This window comes from Bacteroidia bacterium (assembly GCA_019695265.1).
Taxonomy (GTDB): domain Bacteria; phylum Bacteroidota; class Bacteroidia; order JAIBAJ01; family JAIBAJ01; genus JAIBAJ01.
Map to the genome: position 1 here is coordinate 23922 of JAIBAJ010000011.1, position 24052 is coordinate 47973.

Annotated in this window: 21 protein-coding genes; 14 read left to right on the top strand and 7 right to left on the bottom strand. The window is 39.2% G+C overall.

What is annotated here, in order from left to right; all coding sequences use genetic code 11:
- The 5 genes from K1X82_03345 to K1X82_03365 form a co-directional block, all read right to left on the bottom strand.
- Window positions 1-459, bottom strand: a complete 459-nt coding sequence (locus tag K1X82_03345; protein MBX7181125.1) for a hypothetical protein — start codon at window positions 457-459, stop codon at window positions 1-3.
- Between the two features lie 109 nt (window positions 460-568).
- Window positions 569-1024 (bottom strand): hypothetical protein, encoded by a 456-nt coding sequence (locus tag K1X82_03350; protein ID MBX7181126.1) that lies wholly within the window; start codon window positions 1022-1024, stop codon window positions 569-571.
- A 6-nt stretch (window positions 1025-1030) separates the two neighbouring features.
- Entirely contained in the window at window positions 1031-1738 is a 708-nt protein-coding gene (locus K1X82_03355) for a CoA transferase subunit A (protein MBX7181127.1), read from the bottom strand.
- 625 nt (window positions 1739-2363) lie between these two features.
- The gene (locus K1X82_03360) at window positions 2364-2813 is read right to left on the bottom strand and encodes a hypothetical protein (GenBank protein MBX7181128.1); all 450 of its coding nucleotides are present in this window, start codon (window positions 2811-2813) and stop codon (window positions 2364-2366) included.
- A gap of 21 nt (window positions 2814-2834) precedes the next feature.
- On the bottom strand, window positions 2835-3386 hold the full coding sequence (locus tag K1X82_03365) for an AraC family transcriptional regulator (protein MBX7181129.1): 552 nt from the start codon (window positions 3384-3386) through the stop codon (window positions 2835-2837).
- Window positions 3387-3653: 267 nt separating this feature from the next.
- On the opposite strand from K1X82_03365, the gene K1X82_03370 reads away from it, so the two are divergent.
- From K1X82_03370 to K1X82_03400, 7 genes are all read left to right on the top strand, one after another.
- Window positions 3654-4904 (top strand): aminotransferase class I/II-fold pyridoxal phosphate-dependent enzyme, encoded by a 1251-nt coding sequence (locus K1X82_03370; GenBank protein ID MBX7181130.1) that lies wholly within the window; start codon window positions 3654-3656, stop codon window positions 4902-4904.
- Between the two features lie 46 nt (window positions 4905-4950).
- Entirely contained in the window at window positions 4951-6339 is a 1389-nt protein-coding gene (locus K1X82_03375) for an alpha-glucosidase C-terminal domain-containing protein (GenBank protein MBX7181131.1), read from the top strand.
- A 58-nt stretch (window positions 6340-6397) separates the two neighbouring features.
- Complete coding sequence (locus tag K1X82_03380; GenBank protein ID MBX7181132.1) at window positions 6398-6979, top strand: 7-carboxy-7-deazaguanine synthase QueE; 582 nt, start codon at window positions 6398-6400, stop codon at window positions 6977-6979.
- A gap of 81 nt (window positions 6980-7060) precedes the next feature.
- Window positions 7061-8119, top strand: coding sequence for a class I fructose-bisphosphate aldolase (locus K1X82_03385; GenBank protein MBX7181133.1), 1059 nt, complete (start codon window positions 7061-7063; stop codon window positions 8117-8119).
- Between the two features lie 12 nt (window positions 8120-8131).
- Window positions 8132-8977, top strand: a complete 846-nt coding sequence (gene accD / locus K1X82_03390) for an acetyl-CoA carboxylase, carboxyltransferase subunit beta (protein ID MBX7181134.1) — start codon at window positions 8132-8134, stop codon at window positions 8975-8977.
- Between the two features lies 1 nt (window position 8978).
- Window positions 8979-9926 carry an ATP-binding cassette domain-containing protein gene (locus K1X82_03395; GenBank protein ID MBX7181135.1) on the top strand — a complete coding sequence of 316 codons (948 nt, stop codon included), beginning with the start codon at window positions 8979-8981 and terminating at the stop codon, window positions 9924-9926.
- Between the two features lie 58 nt (window positions 9927-9984).
- Window positions 9985-11376 carry a DUF1446 domain-containing protein gene (locus K1X82_03400; GenBank protein MBX7181136.1) on the top strand — a complete coding sequence of 464 codons (1392 nt, stop codon included), beginning with the start codon at window positions 9985-9987 and terminating at the stop codon, window positions 11374-11376.
- Window positions 11377-11905: 529 nt separating this feature from the next.
- Here K1X82_03400 and lpdA read toward each other — a convergent pair.
- Window positions 11906-13309, bottom strand: a complete 1404-nt coding sequence (lpdA, locus tag K1X82_03405) for a dihydrolipoyl dehydrogenase (protein MBX7181137.1) — start codon at window positions 13307-13309, stop codon at window positions 11906-11908.
- A gap of 127 nt (window positions 13310-13436) precedes the next feature.
- On the opposite strand from lpdA, the gene K1X82_03410 reads away from it, so the two are divergent.
- The 3 genes from K1X82_03410 to K1X82_03420 all read left to right on the top strand — a co-directional run bounded on the left by K1X82_03410 (window position 13437) and on the right by K1X82_03420 (window position 17208).
- The gene (locus K1X82_03410) at window positions 13437-14486 is read left to right on the top strand and encodes a hypothetical protein (GenBank protein MBX7181138.1); all 1050 of its coding nucleotides are present in this window, start codon (window positions 13437-13439) and stop codon (window positions 14484-14486) included.
- A gap of 16 nt (window positions 14487-14502) precedes the next feature.
- Entirely contained in the window at window positions 14503-15471 is a 969-nt protein-coding gene (locus K1X82_03415; protein MBX7181139.1) for a pirin family protein, read from the top strand.
- A 288-nt stretch (window positions 15472-15759) separates the two neighbouring features.
- The gene (locus K1X82_03420) at window positions 15760-17208 is read left to right on the top strand and encodes a PhoX family protein (GenBank protein MBX7181140.1); all 1449 of its coding nucleotides are present in this window, start codon (window positions 15760-15762) and stop codon (window positions 17206-17208) included.
- On the opposite strand, the gene K1X82_03425 is transcribed toward K1X82_03420, so the two are convergent.
- Complete coding sequence (locus tag K1X82_03425; GenBank protein ID MBX7181141.1) at window positions 17205-18116, bottom strand: alkaline phosphatase; 912 nt, start codon at window positions 18114-18116, stop codon at window positions 17205-17207. The genes K1X82_03420 and K1X82_03425 overlap by 4 nt on opposite strands.
- A 53-nt stretch (window positions 18117-18169) precedes the next feature.
- Here K1X82_03425 and K1X82_03430 point away from each other — a divergent pair, with 53 nt between their 5' ends.
- From K1X82_03430 to K1X82_03445, 4 genes are read left to right on the top strand one after another with little or no spacing between them, the layout of a single operon-like run.
- On the top strand, window positions 18170-19819 hold the full coding sequence (locus K1X82_03430) for an alkaline phosphatase D family protein (GenBank protein MBX7181142.1): 1650 nt from the start codon (window positions 18170-18172) through the stop codon (window positions 19817-19819).
- 34 nt (window positions 19820-19853) lie between these two features.
- On the top strand, window positions 19854-22169 hold the full coding sequence (locus K1X82_03435; GenBank protein ID MBX7181143.1) for a TonB-dependent receptor: 2316 nt from the start codon (window positions 19854-19856) through the stop codon (window positions 22167-22169).
- Window positions 22170-22177: 8 nt separating this feature from the next.
- Window positions 22178-23203: an alkaline phosphatase family protein gene (locus K1X82_03440; GenBank protein MBX7181144.1), complete on the top strand. Its 1026-nt coding sequence runs from the start codon at window positions 22178-22180 to the stop codon at window positions 23201-23203.
- The gene (locus K1X82_03445) at window positions 23204-24052 is read left to right on the top strand and encodes an endonuclease/exonuclease/phosphatase family protein (protein ID MBX7181145.1); all 849 of its coding nucleotides are present in this window, start codon (window positions 23204-23206) and stop codon (window positions 24050-24052) included. It abuts the gene before it with no gap.

Here is a 24052-nt window from a genome sequence, read left to right on the forward strand (position 1 = left end):
TTAGTTTGCCGGCAGTCGATTCAATTTGATGGTCAATCTTACAACCGTATCCAAGGACTCAATATAGTTGGAATCTTGGTCACTGGTAAGGTTATAATTCTCTGAGTCTAATTTATCTAATGTAAAAGTGCCATTAATGAAGTTATCCAAAACCAAGTGCATTTCCTTGGTCGAGTTTAATTGCCATTCTCCTTCTTTGGTGTAATAAAGGGTGTCATTGATGACATAGGAAGCGATTACTACATCATTCTCGGCAAAATTTAAACTATACTGATAATCACCAATAGCAGGATTATAATTAGGAAAAAATAAAATGAATGGATCGGCAGTATCCTTGTTGATCTTCATACTGTTTATTTGCCATGTACCTTTAAGGAAATTATTCTCCTCGGTTTTACGACAAGTGCTGAGAAAAAGTAGAAGCCCGATAATAAATGGTACAAAAAGCAGCTTTTTCAATCCACACAAAATTTTACCCAAAGGAAATAAAAAAATGTTTTCAACAAACTATTAACGTGTTCTTAACTGAAATAGTTACTAAGACCAAATTGTTTATTACCCTTTTCCTTTAAGGATGATGTGCGTGAAAATGATCTAAAACCTTGGATGCAAACAAATAAATTTGCTCCACCATCAATCCAAATCCCATCCAAGCAACGGCATAATCGAGCCTGATGTAGCCGGCGATATGCAATCCTTCTCGGTACTTCCAAGGACAACTTCCTGTAAAAACCTCTAATAGCCAGCCACTTAAGAATTCAAAACTAAAAATGACTACTGCATAAATAAGGGCTCTCAAAAAGATATTCCATGAATGAATTCGATCCACCAATATAGGACCCATGAAACTAATGCAACCATAGATTGGAAACATCCAGATATAACTTTGTCCTTGAAATTTTAAAGAAAAGTGAGGGGTTCCATGCTGTTTTACGGCATCATAAATAGCCGTAAAGAAAATTTCTGCGGTAATTCCTACACATGCAAAAAGCAAAAACAATAAAAGTGTCTTTTTGAAATGCATGTTCGGCTACAAACTAAGTTCTCTTTTTCTGGTAGTTCTTTGCTCGATGCGTTTCTCGTAGTCAACTCCTTTAAAAATACGTTGAATAAAGATTCCGGGTGTATGGATTTGGTCCGGATCGAGTTCTCCGGCAGGTACCAATTCTTCCACCTCGGCTATAGTAATCTTTCCTGCCATGGCCATCATTGGATTGAAATTACGAGCAGTAGCCTTAAATATTAAATTACCATGTGTATCTCCTTTCCAGGCTTTAACTATCGCAAAATCAGCTTTTAGCCAATTTTCTAAAATATATTTTTTCCCATCAAACTCTCTAACTTCCTTACCCTGTGCTACTTCGGTTCCATAGCCCGCCGGTGTAAAAAATGCAGGAATGCCTGCTCCACCCGCCCTTAATCTTTCTGCTAAAGTGCCTTGAGGAATTAAATCCACTTCCAATTCGCCTGATAATAATTGTCTTTCAAATTCAGCATTTTCACCTACATAGGACGAAATCATCTTTTTAATTTGATGGTTCTTTAACAGCAATCCCAACCCAAAATCATCCACTCCTGCATTATTTGAAATACAAGTAAGTTGGTTTACACCCTTCTTTACTAATGCATTAATACAATTTTCCGGAATTCCACACAACCCAAATCCGCCCAACATTAAGGTCATTCCGCTTTCAATTCCCCGGATGGCTTCATCCGCATTGGCAACCGTTTTATTCATGCTACAAAAATAGATTCACAACTTGCATTTTTGTCTGTTTTATCCAAACTATATGAAATTTTAACTAATTGATTAGTAGGGGATTGTGTTTTTGAATTCTACTTTATTTTGCTCTTGCCTCATTTTGCACCTAAGCCATAGTTAGGAGCAAGGTTTTGGCTGTGTAAAAAGCTTAGTAGGTTTACACCGATTGCAACCACTTAAGGTTACAAGGCTTCTCACTATTTAGGGTCTGATGAAAAACACTCAATCAATTTATTATCAATCATTTAAATAATTTTTGAAACCGCACTTACCACATAAGCTCAAATTCGTAATTGGCCAATTTCTTAGTACACAGTGGTGTAACAGAAAGTATAACCCCTTGCGGAGTATGAATAGATACAGTGACATGTTGGATTAGAAACTACAGGTTGAGGCGGCACCTCGGGCAACGATAGAGGCAAGTAGCCCACAGAACCCCGACGGCGTTAGCCTAGGGGGGCGAGGACTACAGCCGATAGCGTGACCCGAAGCCCATGCAAGTTGTTTTGGATTTTGTACCAATTTAGTTGGGCGAAGGGGGCCCGCCTAAGTAAGTATTTTGATATCTAAATAATTCGAATAATTAACTTATAAGTCTTCCTTAAATTAGCAACAGGAAATTTGAACGATCGAATTCGCCAAGACGGTATTGCCAATCCAACAAACAAATATCTATAAGGTTGGAGCGATGCAAATCTTCATCAGGCTTGAGATGTAAATAAATGTTGGCCCAATTTTCAAAAGCCTTTTCCACTCTGTTTTTCTCAATCAGTTGGGAAAATACCCCTATGGTAGCAGCGCCGCTCACCGAATTATTTTTAAATTTTTGCAATTGATTAAAAACGTAAGGGTCGTTATCGTTCAACTCAAATAAAATAATTTCAGGATTTTTTTTATTTATAAAATCAAAATGAGTCATAATTTCTGCCGGATTTTTAATCCAAATCCAATTAACAAGAAAAGTGGGAAGCAGGTTTTGGTTAGAGAAATATTGAAACACCTTTTCGGAGGTACTAACTAATAAAACAGTAACCTTTACTGGAGACAACATGGATGCATTAAATTGACAGAATTACAGGTCTTTTTTTCGTAGAATAATATAGTTTTTATATTCCTTTGGAGTTAAACCTACGGTTTTCTTGAATTGGAATGATAAGTGGGATACACTGCTGTAATTCAACAAATAAGAGATTTCTGTTAAAGTAAAGTTTCTATTAACATACAAGTCTTTTACCAATTCAATTTTTTTTAGAATGATATAGTGTTCGATGGAGATATGAGCTGTTTCGGAAAAGACGCTGGATAAATAGCTATAGTGGTGTTGGAGTTTTTCTGATAAAAACGAAGAAATTTTGATGGTATGAAACTGGTCCTGATTTTCCATCCACAATTGTATGCACTCTTTGATTCGTTGAGTCAGTACTTTTTTAGGGTGGTCAATAAACTCGAATCCAAAATCTTTAAGTTCATCTTTTATTTTGCCAATCTCTTCCTTAGAGCTATCGGTAGGCAGCTTTATTTCATGATTCCCCAGGCTTTCAAAAGGAACCTGCATTTGATTCAATTTACTTTCTAAGAAAGATTGAATTAATTTGGATTGATTGGTGTTGAAGTATAGCCTCATGGGGTTGGAGTGCTTTCATAAGCCTTATTTTATAAAGGGGCAATAGGTTTTAAATAAAAAAACAAACTATGGAAAATCTACTTGGTACAAAAATAAAAAAAATATGATATATTTTAAAAAATGATTCAATTTTCCGTGAAAGACAAGATGAATGATAGTAAAAAAGCCATGAATCAGTTATATTTAAGAACAATTGGTTCATAACATCTTATTAAATATGAATGTACTTATTCCCGACTGGTTAATTTTGCATCCAAATCATTCGCAATGAAAGATATTTTTGAAAAAATTAAGGATAATCGCGGTCCACTAGGGCAGCATGCTAAAGATGCTCATGGGTATTTTACTTTCCCGAAATTGGAAGGTGATATCAGTAATAAAATGATATTTCGTGGGAAAACCAGATTGGTATGGTCTCTCAATAATTATTTAGGTTTAGCCAATCATCCGGAAGTAAGAAAAGCCGATGCGGTTGCCAGTACCGAGTTTGGACTTGGTTTGCCAATGGGAGCCCGAATGATGAGCGGGAACAGTGATTTACATGAACAATTGGAAGCTCAATTGTCGGAATTTATGTCCAAAGAAGATACCATTTTACTTAATTATGGTTATCAAGGTATGGTTTCGGCTATTGATAGTTTGGTAGACAGACATGATGTAATTGTTTATGATAGTGAGGCTCATGCCTGCATTATTGACGGACTTCGGATGCATATTGGTAAACGCTTTGTTTATCCACACAACGACATGGCCAATTTGGAGAAACAATTGGAGCGGGCTACCAATTTAGTAAAGGATACCAATGGTGGAATTTTGGTGATTACGGAAGGTGTTTTTGGTATGAGTGGTGACCAAGGGAAACTAAAAGACATTGTTGCACTTAAGAAAAAATTCAATTTCAGACTTTTTGTTGATGATGCCCATGGTTTTGGAACGATGGGGCCAACCGGTGCAGGAACCGCTGAAGCTCAAGGCGTTCAAGATGGAGTTGATATTTACTTTGGAACCTTCGCCAAATCCATGGCATTAATTGGAGGATTTATTTCGGCCGATAAAAATGTAATCGAGTTTCTTCGTTACAATATGCGTTCTCAAATTTTCGCCAAAGCATTACCGATGCCATTGGTAGTGGGTGCTTTGAAACGTTTGGAACTGCTTCGTTCCAATCCCAAACTAAGAGAGAATTTGTGGAAAATAGTTAATGCGTTGCAAAAAGGATTGGTTGAAGCCGGTTTCAGTATCGGAAATACAGAATCGCCTGTAACTCCTGTTTACCTAAATGGAACCATTCCGGAAGCTACTCACCTAATCAAAGATTTGCGTGAGAATTATGATATTTTTTGCTCCATGGTCGTTTACCCGGTTGTTCCGAAAGGAATTATCATGTTACGTTTGATTCCAACTGCCATTCATACCTTAGCAGATGTGGATTACACCATCTCTGCATTTACCAAAATCAAGCAAAACCTGGCAGATGGAAAATATGCACAGGAGAAAATTGCCGAATTCAACGGTTAAGCTTTAGAAAACTAAAAATTTCCAAAAACTAAAAGTTTCAATAGTTATGAAATCATTAAAAACTCTTCTTTTTTCTGCAACTGCAGGTGCACTTGTAATATTCAGTTCTTGCGGACCTGATAAAAAAACACCTACACCACCAACAGCCACCAATGATTCAATTGGTATTAAGAAAAAGGAAGTAATTCACCCGGAATGGTCTAAAAATGCTACCATGTATGAAGTTAACCTTAGACAGTATTCCAAAGAGGGTTCCTTAAAGGTTTTCCAGACCCAATTGAAAAGACTGAAAGATATGGGAGTAGATATTGTTTGGTTTATGCCTATTCATCCCATTGGAAAAGAGCAACGCAAAGGCAGTTTGGGCAGTTATTACAGTGTACAAGATTACAAGGCAGTAAACCCGGAGTTTGGTACAATGGAAGATTTTAAGGCTGTTGTAAAAGAAGCTCATGCCTTGGGAATGAAGGTTATTATTGACTGGGTAGCTAACCATACGGCTCATGACAATGTTTGGAAAGGTCCGCACCCGGATTGGTTTACCAAAGACAGTACGGGTAAGTTTGTTCCTCCTGTAGCTGATTGGAGTGATGTGATTGATTTGAATTACGATAACAAGGAGATGCGCAAGGAAATGATTGAAAGTCTTAAGTTCTGGATCAAAGAAGCCGATATTGATGGTTTCCGTTGCGATGTGGCAGAAATGGTTCCTGTTGATTTTTGGAACAGTGTTCGTCCGGCTTTAGATTCTATTAAACCTGTATTTATGTTAGCCGAAGGCGAGCGTCCGGAATTTCATGACCAATGTTTTGATGCTTCCTACACCTGGAGCACCTTCCATGTGATGAATATGGTAGCCGGAGGAAAAATGAAAGTTAGTTCATTGGATTCGGTTTTACATAGAAATGATTCTTTGTACGGACCTAAAGCCTATCGTTTGTATTTCACTACCAACCACGATGAAAACACTTGGAATGGCACTGAATACGAAAGGATGGGTCCTGCCAGAGATGCATTTTCGGCCTTAAGTTTTGTTTTGCCGGGTATGCCTTTGATTTATAGCGGACAGGAATCAGGACTAAAAAAGAGATTAAAGTTTTTTGATAAAGATGTAATTGATTGGGGAAAATACCCACTGGCTGATTTTTACAGCAAATTAACTTCTTTGAAAAATAGAAACAAGGCTTTATATGCCGGTGGAGAGGCCGGATATGAGCGAATTTCTGCTAAAGGAGGTGAAGGCGTTTTTGCTTTCGTTCGCAAAAATGGAGATAGTCAGGTTTTATATGTTGCCAATTTCTCCAAAAAGCCTGTTGAAACCGACCTAGGTGTAGAATTTTCAGGGAAAGATGTGATGAAAGGTGATACCAAAACCTTAAAAGCAGGTGATAAAATCAAATTGAAACCTTGGGAGTTTTTTATTTTAGAGAAATAATTTCAGTTTGACTGCAGATCAAAAAGTACTCTTGGATCAAGGCTTGCTATTGCCTTTGATGGAGGAGTTTTATACAATTCAAGGAGAAGGATTCCACACCGGAACCGCAGCCTATTTTACCCGTATTGGCGGTTGTGATGTAGGTTGTCATTGGTGCGATGTTAAAGAAAGTTGGGATGCCAGTATTCATCCATTAACATCTATTGATGCTATCGTTGAAAATGCTTCTCAATTTCCGGCACGTACCATTGTTATTACCGGAGGAGAGCCATTGATGTATAACTTATCCGCCTTTTCGAAGCAATTAAAAGACAGGGGATTTTCAGTTCATATTGAAACTTCCGGATCGTATCCGTTAAGCGGAAATCTCGATTGGATTTGTTTAAGTCCTAAGAAAACCCTTCCTCCCTTGCCTGAAATTTTGCCCAAAGCCAATGAACTAAAATGCATTATCTATAACCAAAATGATTTCCAATGGGCCGAAGAACATGCCAAAAAAGTACATGAAAAATGTCGTTTGTTTTTACAGCCCGAATGGAGTAGGAGGGAGAAGATGATGCCGGCTATTATTGATTATGTAATGGCTAATCCCCAATGGAGGGTTTCACTCCAAACTCATAAATACATGAACATACCTTAAATTGAAAAGGCTAAAACTTTATCAATCTTCGCATGTCAAATTCTTTACTTTTGCAATCCTTAAAACTATTCATTTAAGAACATGAACTACGCACAAATCGCTGATTTACTTGGAGATAAAGCCTCCTACTTTTTAGATCATTCCTGCAAAACAATTACAAAAGACACCATTGCCCAACCGGGAGGTGATTTTGTGGATCGGATTTTTGCAGGTACCAACCGCAATAATCAAGTAATGCGTAGTTTGCAATCAATTTATGGAAACGGACGTTTGGCCAATACCGGATATGTAAGTATATTACCTGTAGATCAAGGTATTGAGCATTCAGCAGGTGCATCCTTTGCTCCGAATCCTATGTTTTTTGATCCGGAAAACATCGTGAAATTAGCAATTGAAGGTGGTTGCAATGCCGTTGCTTCTACTTATGGTGTTTTGGCAACCTGCTCTAGAAAATATGCCCATAAAATTCCTTTTATTGTAAAAATTAACCACAACGAGTTTTTATCCTATCCTAATAAATTCGATCAAATTATGTTTGGTTCGGTGCGTGAAGCTTGGAATATGGGAGCAGCCGCTGTTGGAGCAACCATTTATTTTGGTTCTGACGAATCGGCCAGACAAATAATTGAAGTTGCACAAGCTTTTGAAGAAGCACATGAATTAGGCATGGCAACCATTTTGTGGTGCTATACCCGAAATTCAGCATTCAAAAAAGATGGAGTGGATTACCACACCAGTGCTGACTTAACCGGACAAGCCAACCACCTAGGTGTAACCATTCAAGCTGATATCATTAAACAAAAGTTGCCAACCAATAACGGCGGTTACAATGCTGTAAATTTTGGTAAAACCCATCCAAAAGTTTATTCCGAACTAACTACCGATCATCCAATTGATTTGTGTCGTTACCAAGTTGCCAATTGCTACATGGGTAAAATCGGCTTAATTAATTCAGGTGGTGAATCCAAAGGCGCTACCGATTTACAAGAAGCCGTTACAACTGCTATTGTAAACAAACGTGCCGGTGGTCAAGGACTTATTTCAGGTAGAAAAGCCTTCCAAAAGCCTTTTGCTGAAGGAATTTCTATGTTGAATTCTATTCAGGATGTGTATTTGTCCAAAGAAATTACTGTAGCCTAATTACGCTAGCTTGTGAGTTGGTTTAAACGAATTAGACAGGGAATTACCACCACTACCCGGGAGAAAAAAGAAACTCCGGAAGGGTTGTGGTACAAATGTCCTCAGTGCAAACACATTGCCACCGCGGCTGACAATGAAGCCAACTTGTGGGTTTGCGTAAAATGCGCCTACCATCAGCGAATTAATTCAAGAGAATATTTTTCAATTCTTTTTGATGAAGGTGAATACCATGAATTGTTCCAAAAACTAAGAAGTGGAGATCCGCTCGATTTTTCCGATACTCAGCCTTATAAAGATCGAGTTGAGAATACAATTCGTAAAACCAGACTAAAGGATGCCATGGCTGTTGCGGTAGGCGATGTAGAAGGTGAATCCATCTTAATTGCCTGCATGGATTTTAATTTCATAGGTGGTTCCATGGGCAGTGTGGTTGGTGAAAAAATTGCCCGTAGCATCGATTATTGTATTGAACATAAATTACCATTGGTAATTATTTCCAAATCGGGTGGGGCAAGGATGATGGAAGCTGCATATTCTTTAATGCAAATGGCAAAAACCTCGGCTAAACTTACTCAATTGGCTCAGGCTAAATTGCCCTATATTTCCATGTTAACCGACCCAACTACCGGCGGTGTTACAGCTTCTTATGCCATGTTGGGAGATATCAATATATCTGAACCAGGTGCTTTAATCGGATTCGCAGGCCCAAGGGTGGTTAAAGAAACAATTGGTAAAGAACTTCCTCCGGGATTTCAAACAGCGGAATTTGTGCTTGAACATGGATTTTTAGACAAAATTGTTGAACGGAAGGATCTTCGACATTTTTTATCAACCATGGTTAAATTATTCGCTCAGTAAGATGCATATCATAGACGTTAGGAATGTAACCAAAAGATACCACGGGCATACCGCCCTGGAAAATGTAACTATTTCAGTAAATGAAGGCAGTGTTTTTGGACTTCTAGGTCCAAACGGTGCAGGGAAAACGTCTTTAATTCGAATTATCAACCAAATAACCGGCCCCGATGAAGGCCAGGTTCTTTTTAAAGGCGAAACCCTTCAACCTAAACATACGGCCATGATTGGGTATTTGCCCGAAGAAAGAGGCTTGTATAAAAAAATGGAAGTTGGTGAGCAAGCTCTTTATTTGGCCAGATTAAAAGGATTAAGTAGAAAAGATGCTCTTGCAAAATTAAAATACTGGTTCGAAAGGTTTGAAATTCAAGATTGGTGGAAGAAAAAGGTTGAAGAATTATCCAAAGGTATGGCTCAAAAAGTTCAATTTATTGTAACTGTTTTGCACGAACCACCTTTACTTATCCTTGATGAACCTTTCAGCGGCTTTGATCCAATTAATGCCAACCTGATAAAAAACGAAATATTAGAACTACAGAAAAAAGGCTCTACCATCATCTTCTCAACCCATAACATGTCATCCGTTGAAGAAATGTGCGACCACATTGCTTTAATTAATAAATCCAAAGTGGTTCTGGATGGCAATGTGAATGATATCCGAAAACAATTCAGAAGCATGACCTATGAAGTGGAATTGTCGGATACCAATTCTATTAAACTTTCCAATGCCTTGTGGACAAATTTTGAATTGGGTGAAATAAAAAACGTTGATAGCAATACCATAAGAGCGAAAATTAAATTATTGAATAACAATACTTCCAATGATTTAATTAAAGTATTACTAGATGTTGGGCATATTGATTCTTTCCGAGAATTAATTCCTTCCATGAATGATATTTTTATTTCTGCTGTGGTGGGAAGTGGTGAGGAAATGCCCATTCTTACGGAATAATTTTCAACAAGGATTTTTTTAACGCCCATTCATTGCTTTCTGATTTATTTTCGTGGCTATGAAATCAGTTCGAATTGCGGGTGCTCAAGGTTTTTATGGCGATAGTCCAATGGCGGCCATTAAAATTGTTATGGAACGTGGTGCCGACTACCTGGTACACGATGCCTTAGCGGAATTAACCTTATCTATTTTACAAAAAGATCGTCAAAAGGACCCAAGTTTGGGGTATGCCCGCGATATTGAATTGCTTGCTAACACCTGCTATCCGGCAGCCATTATGCAAGGTATGAAAATCGTAACTGATGCCGGCGGACTCAATCCTCAATCTGCCGCCCAAAAGGTGGCTGCCGGTTTGGCTAAAAACGGAGTAAAAGGCTGTAAAATTGCAGTTGTAACAGGTGATGATTTATTGGATAAAATCCCTTCCATGTTGGAGCAAGGAGAAATATTGGCCAACCTGGACTCTCAATTACCTTATGCGGAACAAACCCACGATATTGCCAATGCCAATGTTTATATTGGTTGTAAATCGGTGGTGGAAGCATTGCAGGCCGGAGCCCAAATCGTCATTACCGGTAGGGTGGCCGATCCTTGCCTGTTCCTGGCCGTGCTGGTTTATGAATTTGGCTGGAAATTAGAAGGCGACCTCAATCAATCCGATTTAAACCTCTTGGCTTCGGGTATAACGGTCGGACATGTGTTAGAATGTGGCGGACAAGCAAGTGGTGGAAATAGCTATTCCGAATGGCCTATGGATTATTCCGTTAGTAATTTGGGTTACCCAATTGCCGAGGTTTTCGAAGATGGAACTGCCTTGTTTTCTAAATTGGAAAGTCAAGGTGGTAAAGTAAGCCGCAATACCATTCGCGAACAATTGGTTTACGAAATTCACGACCCTTCTCATTACATTACACCGGATGTAATTGTTGATTTAACCTCCATTTCACTCACCGAGGAAAAAGAAGGTTTGGTAAAATTAACCGGTGTAAAAGGCAAGCCTCGTCCGGAAAAGCTGAAATTATGCATTGGCCAAAATGAGGGTTTTATGAGCGACCAATTCTTTTTCTTTTCCTGGCCCTTTGCGTACGAGAAAGCCCAAAAGTTCATTCAGGCAGCTCAAGAAATTTGGAGTACCCTTCCTATCAAAATTGAACGCAAAGAGTTTCAGCTCATCGGAATTAACGGTATTCACGGAAATGCAGCGCCCTTGCCTCCCAAAGAAATTCTAGACAATCTCAATGAAATCGGCATTCGGGTGGTGGTAAAACATTCCGATACCCGAACCGGAAAAATGGCCTTTCAATCCATCATTTGTCTTGGTTTGAACGGTCCTCCCGGCGTGGTTGGTATTCCGGGTTGGGGCAAGCAGGATCGCCAATTGCTGAGTTTGTGGCCTACCTTAATCGAACGGAAGTGGGTGAGCGAAAGTTGGGAAATTATAGAAAGTTAATCCCTTATAATCCGGGTTTTTAACCGGTTTTTCACTAGTTTTAATTGTTTTAAGGTTCTTGTTTTTAGGCGGGCCCCCTTCCGCCTACAAACTTATGTGCAAAATCCACCTTGGAATGCAAGGCGTTCGGGTCACGCTATCGGTTGTAGTCCTCGTAGCCCTTGGCTAGCGCCGCGTGCTCCTGTGGGCTACTTACCTCTATCGTTGCCCGAGGTGCAAACCCATACTTCCGTATTTTGAACTACCATTCTTATACCAATATTATTGGAGAAATAGTCCAAAACCTATTTCGAAAATTACAGTGGTAAATGCCGATGCTAAAGCTGTTTAGGCAAATTAATGCGAAGCATAATTGGACCATTACTGATTGGCTATCGGTATTAAGTGTTTAACCTAGTTATCCAATTGAATTTTATTCAATAAAAAAGGTAGCCATTCGATGAATAGCTACCTTATTTAATCCTTAAAAACGAAATTCCAATATAACGCCTCGTATTACCTTACTTGGCTTTGAAATTTGTTGGAGTTTTTACATGTGAATGGCACGTTTGGCAGTAACATCCAACGCTGCTTCTTTGATCGCTTCCATGTAAGTTGGGTGTGCATGACTCATTCGGGCGAGGTCTTCAGCGCTGGCTCTAAATTCCAGGGCAGTAACACCTTCGCCAATCATATCAGCGGCTCTGGCGCCTATGATATGAACACCTAAAATTTCATCTGTTTCAGCATCAGCTAAAAGCTTAACAAAACCGTCCAGGTCCATACTGGCTCTTGCTCTGCCAAGGGCTCTAAATGGAAACTGTCCTGATTTGTATTTTCTGCCATCTTGTTTTAGTTGTTCTTCTGTAAAACCCACTCCGGCAACTTCAGGCCAGGTGTAAACAACTCCCGGAATGGCATTGTAATTAATATGTGGTTTTTGACCGGCTATAGTTTCAGCTACAAAAACGCCTTCTTCTTCAGCTTTGTGAGCAAGCATTGCGCCTTTTACCACATCTCCAACAGCATAAATGTTGGGTACATTGGTTTGTAAATGAGCATTTACCTCAATTCGACCTCTTTCGTCGGTTTTTATACCTGCATTTTCTAAGCCAAGTCCTTGAGTGTAGGCCTTTCTGCCAACAGCAACAAGACAATAATCTCCTTTAAATTCAACTTCTTTGCCATTTTTATCTGTAGCGGCAACGGTAACGGTTTTGCCTTTGGCTTTTACACCGGAAACCTGGTGGCTCATGTGAAATTGAAAACCAATTTTGCCTAGAACCCTTTGCAGTTCTTTGCTTAAACTGCCATCCATTCCCGGAATAATTCGATCAGCGTATTCAATAACCGATACTTTAGAACCTAAGCGAGCATAAACCGAACCCAATTCCAACCCAATTACTCCACCTCCAATTACCAACAAATGTTCCGGAATCTCCTTCATTTGGAGTGCTTCGGTGCTGGTAATAATTCTTTTTTTGTCTACTTCTATTCCCGGTAGAGAAGCGGGTTTTGAACCGGTAGCAATAATAGTTTTAGCCGATTCAATGATATCACTGCTTCCATCGTCCTTCGTAATTTTGATTTGGGTTGGGGATTCGAATGAACCTAAACCATGAAAAACGGTGATTTTATTTTTCTTCATCAGGAAATTGACTCCATCTACATTGGCCTTCACTACTCCGTTTTTACGTTTAATCATTTGATCTAAATCGGCTTGAACGGAGTCGGTTAAAATGCCATGCTCACGGAAGTTGTGAATGGCATTATGAAAATGTTCGGAGCTATCGAGTAAGGCTTTGGAAGGAATACAACCAACATTGAGACAAGTGCCACCCAAGGTTGAATATTTTTCAATGATTGCAGTTTTAAAGCCTAATTGTGCACAGCGAATAGCTGCTACATATCCACCGGGTCCGGAACCGATTACGGTTACATCAAATTTTTCCATAGTTTAAATCTGAGTGCGAAGGTAAGTATGTTCATTTTTGAAGAACATGTTGTTTGCATATTTTTCTTGAAGTTTTTCAAATGGAAGAATTTTGGTAAGATGTTTGCATACCCAAAGAAAAAGAGAAATGATGAAGCACTATTTACCCATTCTGATTCTGACATGTTTATTGGGATTGAGTTCCTGCATGCATACTGCACAATTGGAAGTATTAAAGCCATCCGATATTACCATTGATCCTCAAATAAAAACCATTGTATTGGTGAATCGATACAAACCTGACAACAACAATGCCTGGCAGAATGTGGTGGAAGGATTTTTTACCGGTGAGTTCATGTTTACCGACCGAAAAGGTGCCGAAAATGCCTTGGAAGGATTGAGATCTGAATTGGCTAATAGTCCCAGATACAACTTGGTTTTGGCAAATAGGTATTTAGAAGGAAGTGGGGCCGGATATTTCCCCGATCCATTAAATACCGCAACCATCAATCAATTATGTCAACAGTTTAATGCTGATGCGGTATTGGCAATTGAAGTATTTGATAGTGATATTGCCATGTTTGCCAAGCCTATGCAACGTAAAACCATGGTGAATAAAAAAGAAGTAATTCAGAATTTCTTTGCTGCGACCGAGAATGTAAAAGTGACCATGGGTTGGAGAATTTATCAGCGCGGAAATGGAGCAATTTTAGATCAACACCAAATGTATAATCAAATGCAGTTTAATGCGGAAGGACCTACCGAGATTGCTGCAAAAACGGCCTTGCTAAACCCGGAGCAAGCTGTTCTTAAAACTGCCTTTGAAGGAGGACAAGTTTATTCAAACCGAATCGCAGCTCGTTGGTCTAGGGTTGAACGCAGCTACTATACCAAAGCAAGAAAAGAAATTCGAATGAAACAGGCAGCCAAATATGCCGATGCCAGGCAATGGGAAAATGCTGCTGCCATTTGGAAAGATTTAGCTGTACTTCAGGATGAAAAAATTGCCGGTAGGGCTTGTTATAACTTAGCCGTAGCTTCGGAGATGCTTGGTAAACATGACTTGGCATTAACCTGGGCTAATAAATCGGCCTTTCAGTTTCACAATGCTTTAGCCAAGGATTATGTGGTTCAACTCAAACGAAGATTGGAAGAAATAAATCAATTAAATGTTCAAATGGACAAAAAGGAAGATTGATTAATTTTACCAAACCATGTATAGAAGACAATTTTTTAAAGGTTCAGCCATTGTAGGCGTTAGTTTAGCATTACCCAATTTATTGAAAGGTAGTTTTGGGTTAACCGACAGCAAAGGTTACCGAACCGTGTATCGAATATTAAATACCAGTAAGGAAAAGGTTGGAACTTTGCCCATACTAAGAGCCTTCGCCGGGGATCAGAACGACTATGTTTCACCTTATGTATTGTTTGACGAATTTGGGCCTGTTAATTTAACTCCCAATAGTCAACCCTTACGTGTTGACGCACACCCGCATGCCGGAATAGTGCCTACTACCTATTTTTTATCCGGAAACGGGCATCACCGGGACAGTTTAAATTACGATTTTCAAATAGGACGAGGAGATTTTATGATGTTTACCTCCGGAAGGGGAGCTATACACATGGAAGAAACCGGGCAAAAGCTTTATGAGGAAGGTGGGTTGTATCATGGATTTCAGATTTGGTTAAACATGCCTGCAAAATATAAGTTTTCTGCCCCAGCAACGGATGTGCATAGAGAAGATAAAATGGCTAATTTGAAAACCAAGGACTATGCCGCCAAAGTTATTTTGGGAGAATTGTTTGGTGCCAAATCAAAAATTGAATTGTTATCACCTGCTTTTTATTACCACATTCAGGTAAAACCCAATGGAAAACTGGAAATTCCTGTTAACCCAACCCATAATGTTTTTGTATATGTAATTAAAGGTACTATTGAAACTAGTGGAAATAAAATTGTGAATACCAATCAAGTAGCATTGTTTGAACGAGGAAAGGATTTGGTACCTGTATTTTCAAAAGAAGGAGCAGATGTATTGGTTTTAGGCGGTCAATCGCTTCAAGAGCCGGTGTATAGTTATGGTCCTTTTGTAATGAATACAGAGGCTGAAATTAAGCAATGCATACAGAATTATCAAAGTGGGAAAATGGGTAATCCGGAGGTGGTAAATGGGCGGCGATAACCAAGTGGTGTATGCAGTGCTGTTGGAAGTGGCAACAGGATGAAGATTGACAAAGGCAAAACAGCAACTAAGCTAAACCTGATAGAGGCAAATAGCTTTGCGGTTTTAGGTTTAGCAGAATTGGTTTAAAAGGAAATTTACTAGGGTTTGCAGAAAATAAAAACCGCAAACTATAGCCGATAGCAGGGATGCAGCCCATTCGGGTCACAGAAGATTGTTTACAAAAAAATAAGAAACAATTAAACTAAAGCGCCTATTAACGTGGCAATTCATGCTTACTTTGTGGGCATGAAACCAATTTTAGCGATATATTCCGGATTAGGCTTAATGGCATTAGGCATAAGTTTAAATGCTCAAAATCAAGTATTTCAACCTGTTTTGTACAATTATCAGAATAAAACAGTGGTATTACCGGCAGGATTTAGCTATCAGGTTTTATACTCGGCCGGAGATGAAGTGTTTAATGCAAAAGGAGTGAGTTCGCCGGGGAAAGATGAGCAAGACATGGTAGTTTATGTTCCTATCAATAATTCGAGCGAGCATGGTTGGTTATATGTAAGCCAGGAAGGACGAAAGCCGAATAAAATTTTGGGCGATGGAGGAGGAGGCACCAGGATGGAAATTAAGAAAGAAGATGGAAAATGGAAAGTAGTAGGAGGGAAGGAGGCAATTGATTTTTCTACGGTTGGAGAAACGTATAGAAATTGTGGTGGAGGACTTACACCGCATGGAACCATTGTTACCATGGAAGAAGAGTTTCCGACCGGAAATGCTGAAATTTTGAAATCGTCGGGCATACAGGATACTTCGGCCATAAATGGAAAGCCCAGGTATTTGAATTATGGTTGGGCTGTGGAGGTTGACCTGGAAAACAAGCAGGCTTTGAGAAAATTAAAAGGTTTTGGAAGGTACAGGCATGAGGATGCGGAGTTTATGCCGGATGGGAAAACGGTTTATTTAAGTTCAGATAATAAGCCATCCATTTTATTCAAATTTGTGGCAGACCAAGCAGGAGATTATACCAAAGGGCAACTGTTTGCATATCAGGAAAGGGCAGATGATGGTTTTCCGACCTGGATTTCGTTACCCATGCGAGAAGATGCTTTGGAGAATAGTATTGAAATAGCTGTAAAACGAGGAGCAACTATGTTTATTGACCAGGAATGGTTGCAACGAATTGGGGATAAGCTGTATATATCGGAATCGGGATCCGGACATTTTGATTTTTATTATGAGGTTGGTTTAGGTGGAAGACCTGCAGCGCATCTGGAACGCTTGTGTAAGAAGAAAGGACAGGAATATGAGGATCCTTATGGAAGGATTTTGGAATTAGATTTACAAACCAATCAGATTCGGGTTTATTTAAATGGAGGAGTATCAGAAAAGGATCCCAATTTTTGTTTTGCAAGTCCGGATGCGATGACTGTAGCCAAAATTAAGGGCAAGGAATGGTTAGTTATAAGTGAAGATTCGCAAGGGCAATTAAATGGCAAGGCAAGCGAAGAAATTGTGAAACGTGGAGAAACTTACAATGAGGTTTTCTTTTTAGATCCATCATTGAAACAGCCTGTTTTAGAAGATTTGCAACGGTTTATGATGGCACCGGAAGGTAGCGAAACCACTGGCAATATGTTTACACCGGATGGTACAACCTATTTTGTTTCCATACAGCATCCTAATCCGGCCAATCCTGCTCCGTTTAACAAGTCATGCGTACTTGCGATAACCGGTTTTTAGTGTGGTTGAATGAAGGCATCGAGTACGGGTTTACCATCCCAGCATTCTGGAATGGTAAGTCCGAGCAGGTAGGCTAGTGTTGCAGCGGTATCGATGGTTACTACAGATTTGTTTTTAAGGGGATGATTGAGTTTTATACCGGGGCCGGTAATGATCCAAGGGATATTCATCTCACCCTCGGTAATCCAGCCATGGTGTTTTCCTCTTCCTCCATGGTCTGCAGTAAGAATAATGGTAGTTTGTTCCAAAATGCCTTTTGCTTCAAGCGCTTGGATGACCAATCCAACCAGGGAATCTACCTTATGCACATCGCGGTAGTATGCCGGAGTTTTGTGTCCGTAGGTATGACCGGCATGATCTACATTGTCGAAATGCAAAAAGAGTAGGTCGGGCATACCGGATTGGATGGTTTGAATGGCATAGAATGCGGTGGAATCTTCGGTATGGGTGCAACGATCGAGGTAAACATCGGATAAATTAACGAATCGATTGTATTCGTCCCAATGGTGCAGGAGTATGGTTTTCTTTTCGGGTTTTTGTTCGTGGAGTAGGGTATAAACGGAAGGCCAAAGTTGACCCGGTTTTCTGCCACAATATGCTTTTTTAGTTGCCTTTTCGAGGGAGAATCCATTTTTTGGAATCTGGGTTTTACGGGGTTTAGCCCCCATAACCATGCTTGCCCAATTGGGGCTGGATGAACTTGGATAGATGCAACGAGCTTTGAAGGTATAACTGCCTTTACTCCAAAGTTTCTGAATATTTGGGGTATTGGCATGTGGAAAAGCATAACCACCTAATCCATCGATACCAATGAGCAGAATGTACTTTCCACCGTTGGTAGTTTGGGCAAAAGATGAAGAAATGTTAATAAGTGCTGAAAAAAATAGTAGATTTAACAATTTCATCATGGCGGGTTGGCTTGGAATAAAAATATATTTGACGGCCTGCAATTATACCTTAAATGTATCATATAAAACCGATTGTATTCAAGACACTCCTATTATTTATAATTCCGTTTATAGGTATTGGACAAAAGATTACACATGGTCCGGTAGTTGGAGGAGTAACGGAATCGGGGGCCAGAGTGTATGTGAGAACGGTAGCGCCTATGTCGGGCAAACTGGTATTGGAGAATGGAGATTGGAAGGGGGAATGGTTGTTTGATACCAAACCGGAGCGGGATAATTCCATGATAGTGGATGTAGATGGGTTGAAATCAAATACCTTGTATGCAATAAAGTTTTATTTTGAGTCAGAAAGACCGGATTCGCTGCAAGGCTCTTTTACAACCTTTCCAAAACCTGGTGAGCCCGGTAATTATGTGTTTGTTACCGGTTCGTGTCAGGAATCGGAAAACATGCGCACCTTTGATAGGATGGCTGAACTTAAGCCAAGAATGATGATTCATACCGGAGATTTTACCTACCCAAGTTATCAGATGGGTGATGAATATCCATTTACGTATGAGGCGGTGCAAGAGTCGTTTAGAAGGAGGTATCAGGAAAAGCGCATGAAGGAAATGTTAAGGACGGTTCCAATTGCCTATATAGCGGATGATGATGATGGTTGGGGATGTGCGAGGGAAGAAGGTTCGGCCGGTGTAAGTATTGAGATGCAGCAGCGAGGGAAGAAGAAGAAAAAGGTAGTGGTCAACAAATTACATACTACAAAATTTTCCCAATTAGAGCGAAGCAATTGCAAACGAGGTTATGTAGAGAATTTTCCTGGATATGCTTTGGTAGATAGTTCGGATGGGTTTTACCATTCGTTTGTGATGGGTAATTGTGAATTTATTTTCCTGGATACCCGATTTACGGCCGATTTAAACTACAGGAATTTCAAATATGACAGTTTAAAAAACCATTGGTCGTTTGCTCCGGACAGCAATGTAAGGCTAATTTCAAAAAAGCAGATGGATTGGGCCAAGCAAAAGCTAAAGGAATCGAAGGCTGATTGGAAATTTTTGGTTTGTGGATTGCCATTTAACCAGAATTTAAAACACCTGATTGATTTAGGAATAAAGACCCAGGATATTATTGCCGGAGATGCCGGTGAAAAGGGGACAGGCTTGCGTATAGCAAGTTCATTTTCACAGTATTGGGCAGGATTTCCTTATCAATCCAATGAGTTGCTTGCTTTTTTAAAGAACAACCAGATAAAGGATGTTATTGTGATTAGTGGAGATACCCACCACAATGTGATGGACGATGGAACGAATGGAGGTTTACCTGAAATCAATGCCAGTGGTTTAGCTGTTGCGGGGACTCATTTAGCCTATTACATGAATAAATTTTGCAAATTGATGGGGTATCCACGGTATGATAAATTTGTTTGGAACCATGGTGGAGGAGGTTTAAAAGGCAATAAGAATTTCAAAAACCAATTTGGTAAGGTGGAGGTAATGGGAAAGGAAAAAGTTAGGTTGAGTGTAGTTGATGAAAGCAATGTTACCTTAGCTGTGATGGATATTACTCATTCCAGCATCAATAAATTAAAGGCAAAGAAGCCGGCCTATTTCAGGAAATTGGAAAGGCGTTATCGAAATCCCAAACCAACTGCATGGATAAAGTTTGCCAAATGGATGGCGAGAATAATTTTTAAGCAATCATAAAATCAAATAGAAAATACCATTTACTTCCCCTCGTATGAATAAACCAGTACTTACCTTCCTATTTACCTTATTTACTTTTGCAGCAGTTGCGCAAAATGGAATTGTTTCCGGATTTGTCAAGGACAAAGCAAATGGTGAAAAACTCATCGGTGTTGCCATCTCTGTGGATGGTGTTGCCAAGGAAGTTACCGGATTGGAAGGTGACTTCAAATTGACACTTAGAGAGGGGCCTCATGTATTGAAGTTTTCTTATATGGGATATGAGAACCTGGAAGAAAAGGTGAATGTAAAGAACAAGGAGTTATTGAATTTGACCATCGAAATGGTAGGGAGGAAGAGCCAGTTAAAAATGGTTGTAATTTCTTCGAGTCAATATGAAAAAGATTTAGCCAGGGAAAATGTATCCGTGGAGGTATTGACCAAAGCACAGATAAAAAACACGAATTCTATTGACTTATCTGAAACTGTCAACCGGGTAGCCGGGGTTCAGGTTCAGGATGGACAAGTAAGTATTCGTGGAGGGAGCTCGTATTCCTATGGTGTTGGTTCCAGAACTGCCGTAATGGTTGATGGATTAACCATTGCCAGCGCTGACCTGGGAATGAACCAGTGGTCGTTTGCTCCGATTGAAAATGCCGAACAGGTGGAAGTGATTAAAGGGGCTTCTTCCGTTGTTTATGGTTCATCAGCCTTGAATGGTGTAATAAACATGCGTACAGCTTGGCCAAAATCAGAACCGGAGACAGAAATTACAGCTTTCACCCAGGTATTTGGGGCTCCTGAAATTGATTCCATGCGTTGGTGGCCGGAAGGTTCAGCACCCAGTACTTCAGGAATTAGTTTTTCAGACAAAAGAAAGATTGGGATTTTAGATTTAGTGTCAGGGGGGAATTTGTATATTACCAATAGTTATCTGGATCAAGGCAATTCGGTTAGGGGAAGGCTTGATATGAAAACCCGCATCAATAGTAAGAAAAAGCCGGGTTTACAATATGGTTTGGATTTTAACTGGCAACGAGAAAACAATGGACTATTTTTCCTTTCTCACAATTTGGACGATAGTGCATATGTTGCCAGTAGTTGGTCCGATAACAGGTATATGCAAACCTATATAGACCCACATCTTACTTATTCAGGAACCAATGGAGCAAAGCATACCTTAAGATTTAGGTATTTAAATGTTTTCAGATGGGGTAATGGCGATGATCCCAATGCAAACTCACATTCAATTAATGGAGATTACCAATTTCAGAAAAAATTTAAAGAAAAAGCCATACTTACTTGTGGTTTACCCTTAAGTGCGGGCTTTTCGAGAAGCAATTTATATCCGGGTTTACGAATTAATTATTTCGGTGCTGTTTATACACAAGGAGAATACTTTGTTGGCAAGCGATTTTCGGCGACTGCCGGGGTAAGGTACGAGATTAATGGTGTAGATACCATGGTACAATGGGGGATTCCTGTATTTAGGTCAGGTATTAATTATCAAATTGCCAAATTTACTTTCTTGAGGGCTAGTTACGGTCAATCGTATAGACAACCAACTATTGGTGAGCGTTATGTTGATGCAAGTTTTTCCATTTTGAAAATAGTACCTAACCCTAATTTGGATGTGGAAAAAGGCTGGAGTGCTGAAATTGGTTTAAAACAAGGTTTTAGAATTGGCAATTTCAATGGATTGTTGGATGCGGCGCTCTTTTGGCAGGAATACGATAAATTCGTGGAATATCGGTTTGATTTATATACCTATAAAGGCTCGCAGGGACAAGATACCACCAGTTTTGGTTTAAAACCATTTAATGTTGCAGGAGCCAGAATTGCAGGATACGAAATTGGACTAATGGGCGAGGGAAATATTGGTGAATTTAAGATTCGGGTAATGGGAGGTTATACCTATACTTTCCCGGCTGATTTGGATTCCAATTCTAACATTCGAAGTGCCAAAAATTACATCAAAGATTTTTTCAAATACGCCACCAAACGAATTGATAGTACATATGCTTACAACAATATACTCCAATTTAGAAACCGACATTTGGTAAGAGGAGATATTGAAATAACTTACAAAAAACTATCTATTGGTTATACCATTTATTACGGAAGTTTCCCGGAGAAAATTCCGGCTATTTTTAGTTTGGTAGATGATTTTTTAAATTACAACTACAATGAATATCAACGTAAGCATATTAAAGGTGATTTGGTAATGGATATTCGTGCGGGATTTGATATTACATCCAAAATAAGACTTGGATTTGTATGTAAAAACTTAACTAATCATACTTATTCCACCAGACCCGGTATTATGGAAGCTCCTAGGAATTTCACTTTACAGGTTAGGTATAAAATTTAGTTCCTTCCATGAAAAATGTAATCGCCTCTTTGCTTGTTGCTGGAATTAGTATAGGATGGCAACAGGTTTATTCACAGCATAAAATTCGAATTGGTTTTGGAAGTTGTATAAGTCAGGATAACGAACAAAAGATTTGGTATAAAGTAAATGATTTACATCCTGATTACTTTTTGTTTTTGGGAGATAATATTTATGGAGACACCCAAAATATGGCTGTTTTAAAGGCAAAGTATGGTCAATTGGGGTCTAAACCGGGATTGCAAAAATTATGGGAGAAAACTAAAGTTTTAGCAGTTTGGGATGATCATGACTATGGGGTAAATGACGGAGGAAAGGAATATCCTAAAAAGGAAGAAAGCAAGGAGATTTTCCTGGATTTTTTTAAAGAACCGGCTGAAAGTGAACGCAGAAAACATCCTGGAATTTACCATCAATTGGTTGTTGGACCAGAAGGGGAGAGGGTACAGTTTATTTTATTGGATTGCAGAACATTTCGGGATAAATTATGCAGGGTTGGAAAGGATGAAGATTGTTATGGTGAATATGGAAAATGTGAAGATTCCACTAAAACCATGCTTGGTGAAGAGCAATGGAAATGGCTGGAAGAAACTTTAAAAGTGCCGGCGGATATTCGAATAGTTTGTAGTAGTACCCAGTTTTTAGTTGATTTTAATGGTTGGGAAGCTTGGGCCAATTTTCCCTATGAAAGAGAAAGAATGATGCGATTGATAGAAAAAACCAAAGCCAATGGATTGTTCTTTGTTTCTGGAGATGTTCATTATTCTGAAATGTCCAAATTGAAAAGGACGAATGCTTACCCGTTCTACGATCTTACTTCGTCGGGTATGACCCATGGGCATAGCTGTGCAGGAGAAAATATTCATCGGATTCATGGTGCTTATATGAAGCCTAACTTTGGTTGGATTGATATTGAATGGAAAGGAATGGAAACCTTGATTACTTTGAAAATTATCAGTGAGGAAGGAGAAGTTAAAATTGAACATCCGATTTACCTTAAAGAATTGCAGTTCTAAATGAAAAAAGTTGGATTGCTGTTGGTATTTGTCATTACACACCTGATGGCGTTTTCCCAGACTGAAATTCAACTATTGAGTTATAATATCCGATTCAACAATCCAATGGATGGAGTTTCGGCCTGGCCCAAACGAAGGACAAACTTGTTGGATAGTTTGAGACATTTGAATGGTTCTATATATTGTTTCCAGGAAGTTTTAGCAGGACAATTCAATGATTTGCAAAAAGGATTGCCTGAATATGAGGCTTATGGAGTTGGAAGGGATAATGGAAAAAGAAAAGGAGAAATGGTTCCTATTTTCTATAAAATATCGGAATGGATTTGTTTAGAAAAAGGAAGTTTTTGGTTAAGTGAAACACCTGAAAAGCCAGGAAAAGGTTGGGATGCTAACTTGCCAAGGATAGTTTCCTGGGTGAAGTTAAAGTCTAAAAGCAATGGAAAAATTCTCCTTGTTTTCAATACGCATTTTGATCATAAAGGTCAAGAGGCCAGAATTCAATCGGGATTGTTGTTAAAGAGTAAAACCGAAGAAATTGCCGGAAATGATCCTTATGTGGTCTGTGGCGATTTGAATTTGAACCCTGAACATAGCAGCTATGCCGTTTTGACTCAAAGCCTAAATGATAGTCGCAAAGTGGCTGGTGAAGTTCTGGGAACTGACTATAGTTTTGCCGGTTTTGAAATTTATTATCCTCCTTTTCCACTTAATCGAATAGATTATATATTTACTCATAAGTCAATGAAAATCAAAAAGTATGATTGTCCGGACTGGAAGAATGATACCCTTCATTGGCTTAGTGACCACCGTCCTGTTGTTATTCAATTTAATCCATTTCCTACTCCATAA